At 58.7% G+C, this 17,776-nt stretch carries 13 protein-coding genes; 3 read left to right on the top strand and 10 right to left on the bottom strand.

Annotation, left to right across the window (positions count from 1 at the left end; all coding sequences use genetic code 11):
• Positions 1-195 precede the first annotated feature (195 nt).
• Complete coding sequence (locus tag Q2T52_RS22920; RefSeq protein WP_302079213.1) at positions 196-1,173, bottom strand: alpha/beta hydrolase fold domain-containing protein; 978 nt, start codon at positions 1,171-1,173, stop codon at positions 196-198.
• 8 nt (positions 1,174-1,181) lie between these two features.
• Positions 1,182-1,724 carry a helix-turn-helix domain-containing protein gene (locus Q2T52_RS22915; RefSeq protein WP_302079212.1) on the bottom strand — a complete coding sequence of 181 codons (543 nt, stop codon included), beginning with the start codon at positions 1,722-1,724 and terminating at the stop codon, positions 1,182-1,184.
• 341 nt (positions 1,725-2,065) lie between these two features.
• Between Q2T52_RS22915 and Q2T52_RS22910 the strand changes: the two genes are divergently transcribed.
• Positions 2,066-4,585 carry an ATP-binding protein gene (locus tag Q2T52_RS22910; protein ID WP_302079211.1) on the top strand — a complete coding sequence of 840 codons (2,520 nt, stop codon included), beginning with the start codon at positions 2,066-2,068 and terminating at the stop codon, positions 4,583-4,585.
• Between the two features lie 40 nt (positions 4,586-4,625).
• Here the strand turns inward: Q2T52_RS22910 and Q2T52_RS22905 are convergent, their stop codons facing one another.
• From Q2T52_RS22905 to Q2T52_RS22870, 8 genes are all read right to left on the bottom strand, one after another.
• Positions 4,626-5,555: an MYG1 family protein gene (locus tag Q2T52_RS22905; protein WP_302079210.1), complete on the bottom strand. Its 930-nt coding sequence runs from the start codon at positions 5,553-5,555 to the stop codon at positions 4,626-4,628.
• 163 nt (positions 5,556-5,718) lie between these two features.
• Positions 5,719-7,455, bottom strand: coding sequence for a ubiquinone-dependent pyruvate dehydrogenase (gene poxB / locus Q2T52_RS22900; RefSeq protein ID WP_302079209.1), 1,737 nt, complete (start codon positions 7,453-7,455; stop codon positions 5,719-5,721).
• Positions 7,456-7,627: 172 nt separating this feature from the next.
• Positions 7,628-8,752 carry a glycoside hydrolase family 88/105 protein gene (locus Q2T52_RS22895; protein ID WP_302079208.1) on the bottom strand — a complete coding sequence of 375 codons (1,125 nt, stop codon included), beginning with the start codon at positions 8,750-8,752 and terminating at the stop codon, positions 7,628-7,630.
• Positions 8,749-10,263 carry a polygalacturonase PglA gene (gene pglA, locus Q2T52_RS22890; protein WP_302079207.1) on the bottom strand — a complete coding sequence of 505 codons (1,515 nt, stop codon included), beginning with the start codon at positions 10,261-10,263 and terminating at the stop codon, positions 8,749-8,751. Before pglA ends, Q2T52_RS22895 begins: the two co-directional genes overlap by 4 nt.
• Before the next feature lie 65 nt (positions 10,264-10,328).
• Complete coding sequence (locus Q2T52_RS22885; protein WP_302079206.1) at positions 10,329-11,588, bottom strand: ABC transporter substrate-binding protein; 1,260 nt, start codon at positions 11,586-11,588, stop codon at positions 10,329-10,331.
• 27 nt (positions 11,589-11,615) lie between these two features.
• Positions 11,616-12,728, bottom strand: coding sequence for an ABC transporter ATP-binding protein (locus Q2T52_RS22880; RefSeq protein ID WP_302079205.1), 1,113 nt, complete (start codon positions 12,726-12,728; stop codon positions 11,616-11,618).
• Positions 12,729-12,732: 4 nt separating this feature from the next.
• A complete protein-coding gene (locus tag Q2T52_RS22875) occupies positions 12,733-13,641 on the bottom strand; it encodes a carbohydrate ABC transporter permease (RefSeq protein ID WP_302079204.1) in 909 nt (302 codons plus the stop codon).
• Between the two features lie 4 nt (positions 13,642-13,645).
• Complete coding sequence (locus tag Q2T52_RS22870) at positions 13,646-14,530, bottom strand: carbohydrate ABC transporter permease (protein ID WP_302079203.1); 885 nt, start codon at positions 14,528-14,530, stop codon at positions 13,646-13,648.
• A 335-nt stretch (positions 14,531-14,865) separates the two neighbouring features.
• Between Q2T52_RS22870 and Q2T52_RS22865 the strand changes: the two genes are divergently transcribed.
• Together Q2T52_RS22865 and Q2T52_RS22860 are read left to right on the top strand one after the other, a co-directional pair.
• Positions 14,866-15,822, top strand: coding sequence for a helix-turn-helix domain-containing protein (locus Q2T52_RS22865; protein WP_302079202.1), 957 nt, complete (start codon positions 14,866-14,868; stop codon positions 15,820-15,822).
• An 87-nt stretch (positions 15,823-15,909) separates the two neighbouring features.
• The gene (locus Q2T52_RS22860; protein WP_302079201.1) at positions 15,910-17,775 is read left to right on the top strand and encodes an adenine deaminase; all 1,866 of its coding nucleotides are present in this window, start codon (positions 15,910-15,912) and stop codon (positions 17,773-17,775) included.
• Position 17,776 lies beyond the last annotated feature (1 nt).

The following is a 17,776-nucleotide window of genomic DNA, read 5'->3' as shown; positions in this document are numbered from 1 at the left end:
GCATGAAATTCCCGCACATGGGCGCCCGCAAATGGAGCCCCCCATATGAGGGGGTTGAGTGTATGCAGCCAATGCAGCTATTTAAATCGATTTAGGCTGAATCCGGCTCGTGCGACCGACTTATTACCATTATCGCGATAGGCATGTCTCATCGCCGGAAGTTCAACGGTGCGTGTGCGCCTGAACGGCTCGAAGTCACCGGCACGCCGAGGTCATGCACGCGTTGACGATCTGGCCGACAGCAGCCCTTGCTGCGGCCGTATCCGCCAGCGCATCGACCACCGGGAAGTTATGGATCGTGCCGATATAGCGGGTCAGCGATACTTCGATGCCCGCTTTCATCAGATTTCGTCCGTAAGTCTCCGCTTCATCACGCAGGGGATCGTTTTCGGCTGTGACGATCATAACGGGCGGTGAATTGGTCAATTGCCGCAAGCCTGCCAACGCAGGCAGAACTGCATCCGAGTGGTCGATCTGCCGGGCAAAGCGGCTGCTCAGCATCTGTTGGATAATCCGAGCCGTTAGCCAAGGCCCATCGGCAAACTGTTGTCGCGAACTGGTTTCTTCGGTACCTGGGATCATTGGGCAGACAAGCAATACGACGCCCGGCGCGTGGGAATGCCGCCGATCCCATGTCAGGCTCAACGATGCAGCGAAGTAACCACCCACGCCGTCACCGCCGATAAGCAGTGGACGGCTGCCGGCCGTCAATGCCCGCTCTTCCAGCAGGGATGCTATGATCTGCTCGCTGGTTCGAAGTTTGTCCGTCAGCGATAGATCATCGGCAAGCGCATCATCAATGCAGGCGATGGAAATGTGCGCCCTCCGGCAGACCTCGTATAAGAACCTGTCATGCGAGTGCGGCTCTCCCTTCTGCCAGCGGCAGCCGTGAAAGTAGAACAGAAGCGGCAAGCTTCCGCTCGCACCCGCGGGACGAAGGATGCGAAAGGGCTTGGACGATGAAACCGACGTGGCCGGATCAATCATCTCCACATCGACGCCGGCATCCGCTGGCGACATCATCTGCTCGGGTGCGAGGCGTCTTCGGTAGCCCTCATAATCGGCAATCAGCCCATCGCCGCGATCCAGAAACTCCTGGGTTCCTGCGTCCAGAACAGCCAATTCGCTGCCCTTGATGACATGCAGGGGAGGCTTTGAATGAAATTCAGACATGATTGCGGTTACTCCGTAAGCGACGCGAATTCGCGGCGCCATTGACTAGGCGCAAGCCCCGTCGCCTTGCGAAATACGCGCGAGAGATGGGCCTGATCGCACATGCCGCAATCCAGCGCGATTTCGGCAAGCGGCCGATCTTTGGCAAGCAGCATTTCCTTGGCGCGCGCAATCCGTTTGGCCTGAACATGCAGATGGGGCGTTGTTCCAAAACTCGTCTTGAAAGCCTTGGCGAAGTGGCTTGGGCTCAGGCGCACAAGCCGCGCCAGTTCGACGACCCGAAGGCTTTGCTCGATATTCTCATCGATATGGCGGTCGAGACGTTTGATTTGCCAGGGTGCTAGACCGCCTGTTCTCGTGGCGGGTTGCTGGGGTGCAAGCAATGAGCGGGCGCGATTGATATAGTTGCGGACAACGTCCGCATCCGTTGCCGCATGCTGTTCGGCAATTTCGAGAAGTCGGGCCAGGTCAAGTGCGGCTGCCATGGGAAGCCGATTGATCTCGATAGGGGTGGAAGGAGTGTTGCCGAAGCTTCGATCGTGAATGGACATCTGTTCCTCACCGTGGCTGGTTGGTTGCGTTGTTCGCAGTCACAAGCTACCGGGAGCGGCGGACGGGCGGTAATTAAGGGCTGTTAAACGGACTTAAGATCGCTGATCGGCGCTAAGCGCAGATGCTTGCCTGCCTGAGGACGCGAAACTGCTTCGCCATCGGGTCAGCCAAGAGGGATCGCGACCCAGCGGCATTTTGCGAGACGATTGTACAAAACTGCGGAATAATATCCGATACAGTTTCGACTCGGCACTCTATCGCTCAAGCGTTCGTCTGCAGCTTACCGAAAGTCGGAAGGCTTCACCGACAGGTGCCGACCCGGAGCAAACAAGCCATTCTCATGAATCAGACTTTTTCCGACGAGACTCTGCTTTTCGAGGACTTTGCACTTTCGCTCCAAAAACGCAGCCTCACTCAGCGGGGAGAGAATGTCCGCATCGGATCGCGCGCGCTGGATATTTTGATCGTGCTGTTGGAGCGCCCCGGCGAGTTGGTTTCGCGGCTGGACCTGTTGGCCCGCGTTTGGCCCGACACGACCGTCGATGAGAATGCACTGCGCGTACACCTCTCATCATTGAGGAAAGCTCTCGGGGAAAAACCGGATGGCAGCCCGTTCATTCTGAACGATGCGGGGCGTGGGTACCGCTTTGTCGGCACTGTTACGCGGGCTAAACAGCAGAACGATGCTACACCGAAACCAGTGGCACAAGACAAGCGCCTAACGCGTCTTCCGAAAAACCTCACCCGTGTGATAGGCCGCGATGACATCGTGGATGGCCTGCTCTCGCTACTGATGGAGCGGCGCTTCCTGACCATCGTCGGACCTGGTGGCATCGGCAAAACCACAGTCGCGCTAGATCTCGCGCACCGGCATGTTTCCACTTCGGATGATGCAGCCTATTTCATTGATCTTGCACCCCTCTCCGATCCGGCGCTTGTCGCAACAACTGTTGCGACCCAGCTTGGAATCGCCGCGTCCTCCATCGGCATTGAGGAAGCGGTTGCCGAGGTCTTGAAGACGAGACCGACCCTTCTGTTGTTCGACAACTGTGAACATCTGATCGATGCCGTCGCCGTATTCGTGGAAAATATCCTGCAGAGCGTTCCGGAGGTCACGCTGCTGGTCACAAGCCGCGAACCGCTACGGGCAGAAGGAGAATGGGTATTTCGTTTGCCAACGCTCGATGCACCAAAGGGCGACGAGGTTACAACAGCAGCAAGCGCGCTCACCTATCCCGCGGTGCAGCTATTCTGCGAACGCGCCAAGGCAAGTTATGACGGCTTTCTGCTTTCTGATGCGGATGTTCTGGCCGTCAATAATATCTGCAGGCGGCTGGACGGCATTCCACTCGCCATCGAAATGGCTGCCGCACGCATGGATACCTTGGATGCATCCGATATTGCCGCGCGGCTGGATGACCGGTTTTCGCTGCTGACCAAGGGGCGCCGCACCGCCCTGCCCCGCCAGCAGACACTGCGTGCGACGCTGGAATGGAGCCACGACTTCCTCACAGGCAAAGAAAGAGCCGTCTTCCGCGATCTCTCGGTGTTTCGTTCCTCGTTCCAGCTCGACGCAGTTGTTGCTGTCTCAGGCTTGAGTGAAGCGGATACGATGGAGACACTGGCAGCGCTTGTTTCGAAGTCTCTGGTCGTGCTCGACCGTAGCAACCGTTCAAGCCTGTACCGACTGCTCGATACAACGCGATTTTACGCCGAACAGAAGCTGGCGGAAAGCGGACAGGAAAGAACTGCGAAATTGGCGCATGCCCGCTACACCCTCGAATTCTTCACCTCCGAGCAGGTCGCCTGGGACGGCAATGATCCCTTCCGAACGCTGGCATTGCATGGCTGGCGTGTCGATGACATCCGCGCTGCGCTCGACTGGGCGTTCTCGCCGGAAGGTGATGCCGCCCTTGGAGTTGAACTCGCCGTCGCCTCCGCGCCCTTGTGGTTCCATCTCTCGCTGCCAGGCGAATATCTTTCTGTTCTCCGCCGCTCGATCAAGGCTATCGAGGGAACTGCGCTGGCTGGCGGCTCCGCCGAGGCGGAGTTGATGGCAGCCTTTGGCCACGCCCTCTGGCACACGGAAGGACCAGGGAATGCCATGAAGGAGGCATTCAGCCGCGCAATGGAAATCGCAACGGCACACAACGATGAGCCGGCTATTTTGCGCGCCATCTGGGGTCTCTGGGCCCAAGCCATCCTGGCAGGTGACTATGCCGTGAGCCTGACCCTTGCTGAACAGTTCAAGGAACCCGCTTACCAAACGGGCGATATCGCTCATATCCTGACGGCTGATCATATGCTGGCACTCTCGAGCCACTTTATGGGCAATCAGGATGAAGCACTGCGGCTGCTGAACCAGGTCATTGCCGGCGACCAGAACCCTGACCGTACGAATCACACCAACCATGCGCAGGTCGATGGCAAGACGGCCGTCTTGTCACTGCTGATGCGCATCCTTTGGCTGAAGGGTGATACCGAAACGGCTCTCCGGATCGCGCAGGATTGCGCTGCCCATGTTGGCTCGCTGCACCACGATCTTTCAACCTGTTACGGGTTGGCGATCGGTTCGATACCCGTGGCTTTGTGGGCAGGCCGCAGAGACCTTGCGAGCGAGTGGAATTCTATCCTTTCGGACACGACCACCCGCAAGGGCATGCGCCACTGGCAGATCTGGTCCCTGGGCTTTGATCTGGTGCTTGGCGGCAAATCCCGCATCCCCGATGATGTGACCTCTATGCAGCGCGAGGTTTTCGCGACGATAGGGGTGCTTCCGGAAGAGAGTTGGCTGAAGGCACGTCTCGCCTCCGAACCTGCCATCTGGTGCAAAACGGATCTGGAGCGACATACCGCCTGACAAGCGGATTCCGCCCTATAGGCCCGCGGCAATAAGGGCGTCACGCCCCGTGCCGCTCCGCTTCCTGCACCGCAAGATTAGCCAGCGCCAGCACTGCTTCACGCGTCGCGGCTGCAGCGATGAACCGCCCATTATGGCAGAAGCTTGCGCCCTCCACGCCCGTTACCTTTTGCAAGTCGGCTCCGCTCAATCCTGCCCAAGCTGCGGGAAGGTCGGCGCGCAATTCGAAGCCTTCCTCGGCGCGTCGAATGCCCGTCAGGCACCAGTCGTTCTCACGCGGGTGAACCACAAAGAGCAGTTGATCGGCTCCCGCTTTGATGATGGCGGAGCGAAAGGGCATGCCGATCGGCAGTTCGAGAACGCGCGCCTGCCCTGCTGAGGCGATGGCATTCATCACAAGCGTTTCGGCACGCAGCTTGGCATGGATACCGGAAATCTTCGCTTCCACGAAACTGCGTGCAATCGCAAGTGCGCTGAGGAAGGCGCGGTCCGTAGCCTGCCGATCCGGCTCATCGAAAGGCGGCTTCAATGCCTCCAAGAGTGACGGCAATGTGAGACCCGCCAACACCCCGGCACTATCCGGGTTCAGGGCACCATTGTCGAGCAGGTCTATGGGCAGAACGAAACTTGCATCGAACGTCGCATGAACGGTTTCGATAAAGGTTTCCGGCACGGCGAGCGCAGTAAGATACTCGCGCCCAAAATGTTTCCAGATCAGTCCGAACGAGCTGTATGGCTGATCATCAGGGCGAAGAGGCGCACCGCGTTGGTGATGGTCGAATATTCCTGCCTCAGCATCATAGGCACCCCCAACATCGTAGATGATGCGATCGGCTCCGGCCGTAATCCATTCCGGCGCCCGAGTCCGGATGATGTCTGCCTCAGGGAAAAGCCTTGTGAGGATCGCGGTCGAAAGTACCTCATCCGCGTGAAAGCCACCGGAATGGGTAACGAGGAATTTCACATGCATAACAAGCTTACCTGACGATCCCTACACATTACTTGTCGGATAGCCAGTTTGACGGGCAGGTTCAATCTGCAATCTTTAGAGGTGCGCAAGAAGTTTGGCGCCGGGTCAAAGTCATCACACAATGGAAGGATTGGCGGCACATTCTGTGCCGCCTCCGTTATCGTTATTTCCAGAGGTTGGTTTTCGCCAGATCGAGGATCTCGTCTTCGCGTCCGCCGAACACAGCCTTCAACATGTAAAGGGTAAATCCCTTTGCCATGTCCAGTTTGATGGAGGGCGGGATCGGCAGCTCCGTTCTTGCAACCACCGCATCGACAAGCACCGGGCCATCATGGGCCAGCGCATCGCGAAGGCCGGGCTCCACCTGCTCCGGACGCTCCAGGCGGATGCCCTTGATGCCGACCGCCTCCGCCATCGCCGCGAAGTTGGGATTTGTGAACCCGGTACCGAAGGGCAGAAAGCCGGTCGACTTCTGCTCGACCTCGACAAAGCCCAGGGCTGAGTTGTTGAAGAGGACGATCTTCGCAGGAAGCTTCGACTGGACGAGCGTCAGAAGATCGCCCATCAGCATGGTAAGCCCGCCGTCGCCGGACAAGGAGATCACCTGTCGCCCGGGATAGGTGGCCTGCGCGCCAATGGCCTGGGGCAAAGCATTGGCCATGGAGCCATGCCAGAAGGAGCCAACAAGGCGCCGCCCGCCACCAAGAGCGAGATAGCGCGCTGCCCAGACCGTCGGCAGGCCCACATCGCAGGAAAAGATTGCATCGCTGGCCGCAAGATCGCTGAGTGTCTTTGCCACCTGCTGCGGATGAATAATGTCGCTGCTGCGGTCGGCTTCCGCCAAGTCATCCAGCTTGCGCCGCGTTTTCTGGTAATGGGAAATCGCGTTATCCAGGTGCTTGGTGTTCGTCTGTTCCTGGAGCAAGGGTAGCAGTGTACGCACCGTCGGGCCGATACCCCCGACAAGACCGAGATCAACCGGTGCACGACGCCCAATCTGTCCGGGGCGGATATCGATTTGGGCGATGCGCACGGATTTGCCTTCGGGGTAGAATTGCCGATAGGGAAAGTCCGTCCCCAGCATCAGAAGGACGTCGCAATCCTTCATCGCGTAATAGCCGGAGGAAAAGCCGATCAGTCCGGTCATGCCGACATCGTACGGATTATCGTGCTCGATGAATTCCTTGCCCTTCAAGGCATGAACGATCGGCGCCTTCAGAAAACGCGCCAGTTCCATCACCTCGTCACGCGCACCGGCAACGCCAGACCCGCACAGGATGGTGGTGCGACCGCCCGCGTTGAGAAGTGCTGCAAGATCCACGATCTCTTCATGCGGCGGCGTCACGACAGGTGCTTTGGGAAGAAGGCCGGAAAGCCGGGGCGTATAGGATGCGGCAGCAGGCTTGAGCGCAACGTCTCCCGGCATGACGATGACTGATACGCCGCGTTTTCCGACCGCTTCGCGAATGGCGATTTCCACAGAGCGCGGCATCTGGGAAGAATCAGCGACGAGTTCGCAATAATGGCTGCATTCCCGAAATAGGTCTTGCGGATGCGTTTCCTGAAAGTAGCCGGAGCCAATCTCGGAAGATGGGATATGCGCAGCAATTGCGAGAACCGGGACCCGTGAGCGATGGGCATCAAACAAGCCGTTGATCAAATGTAGATTGCCGGGGCCGCAACTGCCTGCACACACGGCCAGCGAGCCGGTCAGATGGGCTTCCGAAGCGGCGGCAAAGGCACCCGCCTCCTCATGGCGCACATGGACCCATTCAATTTTGCCATGTCTGCGGATCGCATCGGTCAGACCGTTCAGGCTGTCACCCACCACACCGTAGATGCGTTTCACACCCGCAGCTTCAAGGATTTGGACGAACCCATCGGCAATTGTCTCAGACATTGTCATGCTCCAGCTGATTGCAACCATTGCAGTGCTAAAGACCAGGCCAGAACCCGTCTTGTTCGAAGCTCCTGCGGAACAAGGTCGAAAAGTCCAAATGGAGATATGGGTTCCGTTCACCTATCGATTTGAAGCACGGTCGCGCCATGCGAAGACATATCCAAGGCGGCTTTCAACCCGCCAGTACATCCGCAACCGGCTGTGTCTGGGAGATCCGCAAGTGTCGCTCGGCATGGGCCGTCATCAGCGGCGAAACACCTTTGATGTCATCATCCTTCAGGATTTCAGAGACGTAATAGGCTGACGAGCCATCCCTGAACCGCCCTTCGAAACCGCCGAGGCCAGCCACACAGCAAATCGACTGAAGGACAGTGCGTCCGCTGGCATCCGGCAACAGGGCGTTCTTTTCAAGGCTTGCCAAGGCTTCCAACCCAACCGTTGCAAAGTCAGACCCCAGACCCAGTCGCGCAGCCTTGAGGAAACTATAGGCGAACATGGCCGTTGCAGAACTCTCCGCGTAGTTGCCTTCAAGAGCGGGTTGATCAATCACTTGATACCAGCGGCCATCCGCGGTTCTCAAACCACCGAGAACAGGCAGGAGAGCCTGAAGCTTGTCTATGAGTTTCGCCTGATCGGCTTCCCCTTCGGTAGCTTCGATGAGATCCACCAGCGCCATTGCCATCCAGCCAATAGCACGAGCCCAATGGGCGGGGGAAAGGCCAGTCTTCGGATCCGCCCAAGGCTGCAGGCGCTCTTCGTCATAGCCATGCCGATAAAGCCCGCTCGGTGCATCGAACATCAGATCCAGGGCAGTCAGCATTTCCGAAATGGCCTGATGGATCAGATCCTTGTTTCCGGTTAGCCGACCAAGCTCCGCCTTGAAGGGGAGCGCCATATACAGTCCATCAAGCCAGACCTGATGCGGATAGCGGAGCTTGTGCCAATGGGGACCTGCCTTCACGCGCGGATGGCTCTGAAGCTGCCGCTCCAGTCGTTTCGCGGCAATGAGATAACGCGGGTCTCCTGTTTTCTGCGACAGGTAAACCGGCGTGCGCCCCGGGAGAACGTTGTCGATATTATATTCCGTCAGCGTATAGCCGGCGAGTTCGCCCGCTTCGCTCACCTGGCCTTGGACAAGCCGGATGAGATGGTCGTACCAGCGCTGCTCGCCGGTTGCTTCATAAAGGGCGATCAGGCCGCGATAGAGGCAGCCATCTTCGTAGCACCAGGCGCCACCCTTGTAGTAGCGGTAGTCTCGCGCATACGCGTCGAAGTAATCAGTGATCGTGGTGCTCATACGGCGGTACTCTGCTGGGGAGAAACGACGGTCAGGTCGGCCTCGTGAGAAAGCTGGGTGTTCTGGGTGACAATCCCCGCGTGACGAAGCGGCTCGAAATAGAGCGCCATGTCGGGCACGTCACCTACTGCATCAGGGTCGAAGCTGACGCGGTAGTTTTCGATGGTGACGTCTTCGATCGGCGCTTCCGGCAGTCCGTAAAGGGCTGCGGCAGAGACCGCCACGTTGTCAGCCACGACATTGCGGATGGTAATGCCTCGAATGATCGGCGTGGTATCTGAGACGGGATAGGGCGAGCGGGACTGGACATAATCCGAGCGGCCATCGGCGTCGCAGAAGTAAAACGAGTTGATGACGAGCGGCACGGCTACCCGCTCCATCACGCAGTCTTCGACCGTGATATTCTCCACCGCGCCACCGCGGCCTCGCCGCGTCTTCACCCGCAGGCCACGGTCGGTTTCGCTCAGGCTGCAGCGGCGCACGCTTACATTTCGAACGCTGCCGCTCATTTCGCTGCCGATCACAACGCCACCGTGACCCCGTTCCATGCGGCAGTTCTCGATCGCGATACCTTCACAGGGTTGGTCGAGACCGCCCTTCGGGTCCCTCTTTCCAGCCTTGATGGCGATGCAGTCATCACCGACGGAAAAGAAGATGCCCGTGAGAAGAACGTTGCGGCAGCACTCGGGATTGAGGCCGTCTGTATTGGGAGAGTAAGGATCGTTTTCGATCTTGAGGTCGGCGACGACAACATCCCGGCTAAGGACCGGATGCACCGTCCACGACGGAGAATTGCGAACCGTGACGCCCGTCAGCAATACGCCCCGATTGTGGGACAGAAAAACCGTCCGCGGACGCCGCGCACCATTGCGTGTCTCCTTCGGCCAGGTCCACCAGTCACCGCCGTCAGCACCGCCATCGATGATACCGGCACCGGTAATGGCCAGATCTTCGCAATCCAGCGCGGTGATCAGGCTTGCATAGCAGGGCTCACAAACACCTTCCCACGTTCCCAGAACCCGGCCATCCTCATGCCGCGCAGCCAGAATGGGATAGCGGTCACGATCTATAAGTCCTTTCAGACAGGCTCCATCCTCCAGGAGAAGGGTCATGTGGCTCTTGAGGAACAGCGGCCCTGTCAGAAATGTCCCCGCAGGAACCTTCAACGTCCCACCGGCCGGCAATGTATCGATCGCCTGCTGGATGAACGCCGTATTGTCTTCGGCATCGAGCGAAGCACCTGCGGCGGTAATGTCGATCAGCGCGGATTCCGCAAGCGTTTTGAACTCGCAGATCGTGGCGTCCTCCAGAGCGATCCGGTAGTTCTTTTGCGGCTGCAGACCGACAAGGGTAAACACCACTTTGTCCGTACGGCCTTCGCCGCAGGAATTGCCGTCACCATCCAGCAACCGCCACGAACGCGACCCGGGAAGGAAATACTGGTTCGCATCGGCGTCGAGACGGAATGTGGCAGTTCGTGACGTTGCCGCGAGAAGCGTCAGCGTGGACATGGCATCAACCTTTTTGGGAAATGTTCGGGTGTGGCTCCCCTCTCTGGAGGGGAGCCAGCGCGATATCAGAACTTCTTCAGGACGGCGTTCACACCATCGATGATGGCTTCTGCGGCTTCCTGAGACTTGATCTGGCCGTAGGCATATTCCTCCAACGTATCGATGAAGACGGCGCGCACTTCCGGATGCTCGTTCAGCGGCGATACGGTCGGGCCGGTGCCGTTCATGATGATGGCATTGGCCGCCACGATTTCCGGTTCGATCTTGCCGCCGTCAATCAGCGTCTTGGCTGCGATCTTGCTGGCCGGCAGGCCACGGGCCGTCCCCATGGCATTGATGCCTTCCGGCTCGTTCAGCAGGCAGTTGAGGATCTGGGCGGCCGCTTTCGGGTCCTTCGACCGCTTGGAAATGGAGAAGACCATAGACGGCTTGCGGTAGACGCCTTCCGTCTTGGCATCCGTGTTCTTCAGGATCGACACCGGCTCAAGCTTCTGGCCCTTCAGCGGATCAGCATATTTTGAGAAGGTCGAATCCCACTCATAGGAACCGGAGATGCGCCCATCCGCCCATTTCGGGCTTTCGAACAGGTTGAGATTGCCCTCCGAAGCGACCGACTTCTGCGTCTGTACGACGCCTTCCTTGACGAGCTTGCCGTAGAAATCGATACCCTTTGCGAGTTCCTCGGCACTCCAGGCCACCTTCTTGGCCTTCTGGTCCACCAGATCCTTGCCGGTATTCTGGGTGGTATAGAGCGAGATCAGAAGAACCGCCGTCTCCTTGACCGCATTCATCGGATAGGCTTCGGGGCCGACCTTGGTCTTCAGCGTCTTTGCAGCAGCAAACAGTTCATCCCATGTTTTGGGGATGGCAACGCCGGCCTTGTCGAGTGCGGTCTTGTTGAACATGAACACGCGGCCAGTGGTGGAAACGGAAAGGCCGTTCAGCTTGCCGTTCATGGTACCGGCCGCCAGATCGTCCTTCGTCCACTGGCTAAGGTCGATAATATCCTTGTACTGGTTGAGGTCCGCGAAACCATCGCCATTGATGGAAAAGAGCGGCAACCAGGGCCAGTTAATCTGCATGATATCGGCTTCGGTGCCGCCGGCGATCTGCGTCGTTACCTTTTCCAGATGCCCGTCCCAACCGGTAAACTCGGCCGCGATCGTGTGACCATACTTGTCGCCGCAGGCCTTCAACGCAACCTGCGTGGCCTTGTGGCGGCTATCGCCCCCCCACCAGGACATGCGCAGGTTGGAGGCATTCGCCGTCTGCGCCAGGCTTGTCGCGGCCAGTGCCACGCCGAGGAAAATCTTGGTCAGTTTCATATCGTTCCTCCCGAGAACCTTTGGAATTCAAGCTTGATTCGAAAGCGAGATGTTCTCGCCCGATGCGCGATCGAAGAGATGCGCGCTACCCGCCTGCGGCGCCAAGCGGATGGCGTCGCCATTGATCTTGCCGCGATCGTAGTGATTGGCCGGAACGACAGCGATGACCTGCTGCCCTTCCACGCGAATGTAGAGATAGACTTCGTGGCCCATGAACTCGACATGCGAGACGCGGCCGTCGAGAGCGTTGGCAACATCCACCCCAACCACGGCAAAATGCTGCGGGCGTACGCCGAGCGTGACGTCAGTGCCGCGCGGCTGAAGACGCGACAACATCTCATCATCCAGTTCCAGAACCTTGCCGCCGATCTTCAGCGACCGTCCATCCAGCTTGGAATCGATGAGGTTCATTTCCGGGCTTCCGATGAAACCCGCCACGAAGGCATTGGCCGGACGGTTATAGAGCTTGACGGGATCCGCCACCTGCATGATGCGACCTTCCTTCATCACGCAGATGCGGTCACCCATGGTCATGGCTTCCGTCTGGTCGTGTGTGACGTAGACGACGGTGGATTGCAGGCCATCCGCCTTCAGCTGCTTGTGCAGATCGGTGATGCGCACGCGCATGGACGCACGGAGCTTGGCATCGAGGTTGGAAAGCGGCTCATCGAACAGGAAGACCTGCGGCTTCTTGATCAGCGCGCGGCCGACCGCGACACGCTGTGCCTGACCGCCGGACAGTTGCTTGGGCAGGCGCTCCAGATAGTCGCCAATCTCCAGAATGTTGGAAACGTCGTGGGTTGCCTGCTCGATTTCCTCCTTCGGGCGGCGCTTCAGCCGCAGACCGAAGGACAGGTTCTTGCGTACCTTCATGTGCGGATAGAGCGCATAGTTCTGGAACACCATCGCAATGCCGCGCTCACCCGGCGCCTTGTCGTTAACAAGGCTGTCGCCGATACGGATCTCGCCGCCGGTCACGCGCTCAAGGCCTGCAATCATGCGCAGCGTGGTGGATTTGGCGCAGCCGGATGGGCCAACCAGCACCATGAATTCGCCATCCGCCACTTCAAGGTTGATGCCATGCACGGCTTTGAAACCGCCGTAGTCCTTTTCAAGATTTCTCAGCTGCAAACGAGCCATCGGATTATCCTTTCACGCCACCGGCGGAGATGCCTTCGATGAAGTATTTCTGGGCCACGAAGAAAACGGTCAGCGCCGGCAGGATAGTCAGCACGGACATGGCCAGGATGCGGTTCCACTCGAAGGCTTCGGTGGTATCGATCGAGAGTTTGAGGGCGAGCGAAACGGGGAACTTGTCCACCGACGAGATGTAGATGAGCGGCCCAAGGAAGTCGTTCATCGTCCACATGAACTGGAACAGGCAGACCGAGATCAGCGCCGGCGTCAGAAGCGGCACGACGATGAAGACCAGAACCTGCCAGGTGGAGGCGCCGTCTACGCGCGCGGCCTCTTCCATGTCGCGCGGGATGGCGCGCAGGAACTGAACCAACATGAAGACGAAGAAGGCGTCACCCGCAAAGGCAGAGGGCACCCAGAGCGGCAGGAAGCTGTCCAGCCAGCCGAGATCGCGGAACAGCAGGTATTGCGGAATGCGGGTGACGACATTCGGCAGAAGCAGCGTCGCGATCAGCGATGCAAACAGGATCTTCTTGCCGGGGAAATCGAAGCGCGCGAAACCATAAGCCACTGCCGTGCAAGAAATGGCCGTGCCGATGATCTTCGGGATGACGATCAGGAACGTATTCCAGAAGAAGCGTCCGAAGGTATAGGGCGTCGAGGTCTGCCATCCCTGGACATAACCGGCAATGGTCGGGGAATCCGGAATGAAGCCAGGGCCCGCAAAGATTTCCGAATTGGTCTTGAAGGATGCGCCCACCAGCCAGATCAGCGGGTAGAGCATGATGAGACCGACGGCGAACAGGATCCCGTAGCGGATTGTGGCACCGATGATATGGCGACGACGCTGGGCCTGCAGGATGCGAGCGGCTTCGGAATCGTCTGCCAGATTGGTCGTGATGACGTGATCGGCCATGGGATCAGCTCCTCTTGTCGCCGGCGTAGTAGACCCAATGGCGCGAGGACCAGAAGGCAATCAGGGTGAGCACCATGATGATGGCGAAGAGGACCCAGGCAATCGCGGAGGCATAGCCCATATCAAAGCGCTTGAAGGCGGCCTCATAGATATAGAGCGGCAGCAGGTAGGTGGACTTCAGCGGGCCGCCCTGGGTGATAATGTAGGGTCCGTTGAACTCCTGGAACGCTTGGACCATCTGCATGATTAGGTTGAAGAAGATGACCGGCGTGATCAGCGGCATGGTGATGTGCCAGAAGGTGGCGAACTTGCCAGCGCCATCAATGGAGGCCGCCTCATAAAGCGACTTGTCGATGCTCTGCAGGGCCGCCAGGAAGATCACCATGGCCGAACCGAACTGCCACAGGCGCAGCAACGTGATGGTGAAGAGCGCGTTCGTGGGATCACCGAACCAGTTGACCGGTTCGAACCCAATGCCTTGCAGCGCCATGTTGACGATGCCGACATCGGCGAAGAGATAACGCCACATCACCGCAATCGCGATCGAGCCGCCGAGGATCGAAGGCACATAAAAGGCGGTGCGGAAGAAATTGATGAACTTCAGCTTGTAGTTCAGGATGACGGCGATGAAGAGTGCGAAGGCAAGCTTCAGCGGCACCGTCGTGAACACGTAGAACAGCGTGATGGACAGCGACTTCTTGAACGTGCGGTCCGCCGTCAGCAGCTTCGCATAGTTGGCGATGCCTACGAATGTGGGCGTGCTCATGAGGTTGTAATCTGTGAAGCTCAGATAGAACGACGCCAGGAAGGGAAGCGCGGTAAAGACCAGCAGGCCGATGATGTAAGGCGACAGATAAAGCAGCCCCAGGAAACGATGATCACCACTCATCGACCAATCCCCGCAGCAAGCGCCGACCGCTTCTCATCATACAAGTTTGCGCCCTGACTGCTCAGCCATGTGACAAGATGCCTAGGCGCACTTTCTGACGCAAGGCCATCACCCCGCGTGCCACCGTCAAAGCAGCGATCAATACCCTGATAGTCTAAAATCTGCATCATCAGCAACGAAGGCGAATTGCGAGGACAGTGCGATTACGGCCGCAATTTCCTCCATTTTCGCCCGCTCCTCCCATTGAACAGGCGACGGAGCTAGCGCGCCCCGTCCAATGCGGCTACTATCATCACACGAGGTATCATTGAGAATAGAGGCTTCCGGACAAAAAGATGGAGAAAAGCGAACAAGGCCCGCTTGCCACAATTCCTGTTCAGGCGCTCAGCCTGACACTCACTCGCTCAACCATCAAGATGCTCCACTCGCCAAGCTGGAGCATCGACAAAACAAACAGCGTTCACGATCTTATCATATGTCTTACAGGTCACGCCCAGTATCGGATTGCCGGTGAAACCATTCTGATGGAGCCGGGAAATGCCATGCTGATCCCGGCCAATACGCATTTTGTGGGACGATCAACTTCAACGGAACTCTACACCGGCATCGCCCAGCACTTTACGCTGAATGTCTTCGGCCGCATGGACATGTTCTCGCAAATGGACATTCGCCGAAGCATTGCGCTTCCACGCTGGGACATGCTGGAACCAATGGTGCGTCATTACCGAGAGACTGTGCCGCTCTCCTCCACGACACTCGCGCAGCATCACCTGTTCATGGTGTTTCTCATCGAGTTCATCGAAGCAGCCTTTATGGGCTGGCGCGAGCAACAGGAGGCAACCGTCGACAACCCGGACGCGCTCTCGATGGCGGTCATGGTCGCGGCCAGCCGAATTGCCGCAGACCCGCTCAATGACCAGATCGTGGCTGATGCTCTCTCTGCCACGCCCTACAATCAGGATTATTTTCGTCGGGTCTTTCGTCGGCAGGTCGGCCTCACACCGACGAAATATCAGGAATTCAAAAGGATGGAGCGCGCCATGGCACTGCTGGCGGCCGGCCGATCCGTGAAGGAGACGGCAGCCCTGATCGGCTATAGCGACAGCTACTATTTCTCCCGCATGTTCAAACACTATATCGGCGTCAGCCCTGCCGGCTACAAGGCTGCGGAGCGGCGGCATCGCGATGGCCACTTCCCTCGCGGGGAGGAGGATGGGCAGGTCGTGTATCCAGTGATCAGCAAAGTGAAGGATGCTGACCAATCTTCGGAGAACGACGCTGTTCCAGCTTAACCGTTAAGCAGTTGCGGGCCTCCCGAAATAGGGTTATCGCCCGATATTTCATAGCCTTGCGGCTTTTGTCGCGAAAAGGATACCGCCATGCCTGCCCGCCGGCCCGATATCAATCCCGATTCTGCCACCGAGATTGCCATTCGCCAGGAACTGACCCTTGTGGCATTGGGAAAGCGTCCCGCTGATGTTGCATTGCGGGTCGGCAGACTGCTGGATGTGGCGACGCGGACTTGGGCAGAAGATCAGGAAATCATCATCAAGGATCGCCGCATTGCCTATGTCGGCGATGCCGGCTCCTATCCGGGGGAGGTCGCGACCCGCTTGCATGAGCCGGACCTGGCTGCCGTTCCGGGGCTCGGCGAAGTGCACAAGCACATCGAAAGCTCGCATCTGACGCCGGAATGGGAGGCTGCCCTGGTGCTGCCGCGCGGCAACACCTGGACCTGCGAGGCGAGCCATGAATTCTCCAACGTCAATGGCGCCAAGACGCTGGAGTTTTGGCTCAAGGCACGCGAAGCCGGTTCGCCGCTGAAGATCTTCCCCCTGCCCGGTTCGGCCGTGCCGCCGACTGGTTACGAGCACGGCGGCGGTTATCTGGGTTACGACGAACAGAAGGCCTTCCTGAAAGAAAGCCTGATGGTGGCAGGCCTCGACGAAGTGATGGACTGGCCCGCCGTCTGGAACCGCGATAACCCCTCCTATGACCGCCTCTGGGGCATGATCCGCGCCACCTTCGAGCAGCGCGGCGTGGTGGAAGGGCATGCGGCCGGCATTCGCGATATCCCCACCATCAACGCCTTTGCGGCGGCGGGTCTCGCATCGGATCACGAAGCCTGGACCTTCCAGGAGTTCTGGGACAAGCTGCGCCATGGCCTGTTCATGGAGCTTCGCCCGCACAGCCTGCCTGAAGTCATCAAGGGTCTGCTGGAGAAAGGTCTCTCCGACTGGTCGCAGATTGCCTTTACCACAGATGACCGCAGCGCTTCCGATACGCTGAAGCTCGGCGCGACGGATTATAATGTCCGCCTTGCGATCGAATCCGGGCTTGCACCGGAAATCGCTATCCAGTGCGCTACCATAAACCCTGCCCGCCACATGCGCCTCACGCCTTGGGTCGGGTCGATCACTCCGGGCCGCTATGCCGATATCGTTCTTCTCTCCGATGTCGATCGCTTCGAGATCGCCAAGGTATGGGCCGATGGCAGGCAGGTCTCAGACGGCAAGCGCTATCTGCCTGAGGTGCCCAAGATCGATTGGCCCGAATGGGCGACAAAGACCATCAATATCGGCCGCGACTTGACGGGTGCGGATTTTGTCATTCCCGCAGAGGAAGGCCGCACGACCATGCAGGCGGCGGTGCTGCGACCCTTCCATTGGGACGACCATTTCCTGACCTACGAATTGCCGGTCAAGGACGGTGCAGTACAGCGTGACGAGACCCGCAACATCACCAAATTCTCGGTGGTCGACCGCTTTTCCGGCAAGGGCGCGGTCTCGAAAATGTTCTGGGTCGGAACCGGCCCGCGGACACCGGATACGGCACTTGCCTGCTCTATGGCGCATGACAAGCATAACATCTGGTGCGTCGGCTCTTCGGATGAAGCCATGGCCAAGGCCGTGAACGCGATTGCCGCCAATGATGGCGGCTGGGCGCTGGTGCGCGAGGGTCAGGTGGTCGCGACAGTGCGCTATGAGGTTGCTGGCCTGATGACCTGCCGTGCGCCGGAAGTTCTGCACGAGGAAATGCAGGCGCTTTACGCCGAAGGCGACAAGATCGAATGGATGTATGAGCCGACCTTTAGCCCGCGATGGTTCCCCGGCTTCCCCGAGCGGCTGGCCTTTGCAACACTCACCTGTGCGCCCTGGCGCTGGGTGCTGGTGGCACCCAGCGATTACGCGCCGCAAGGCTTGGTCAATGTGCAGACCGGAGAAGTGCAGCCGGTCGTCTTCTAAC

It is taken from the genome of Rhizobium oryzicola (genome assembly GCF_030504645.1).
GTDB classification, from domain to species: Bacteria; Pseudomonadota; Alphaproteobacteria; order Rhizobiales; family Rhizobiaceae; genus Neorhizobium; species Neorhizobium oryzicola.
This window is presented reverse-complemented; position numbering and strand designations above follow the sequence as displayed.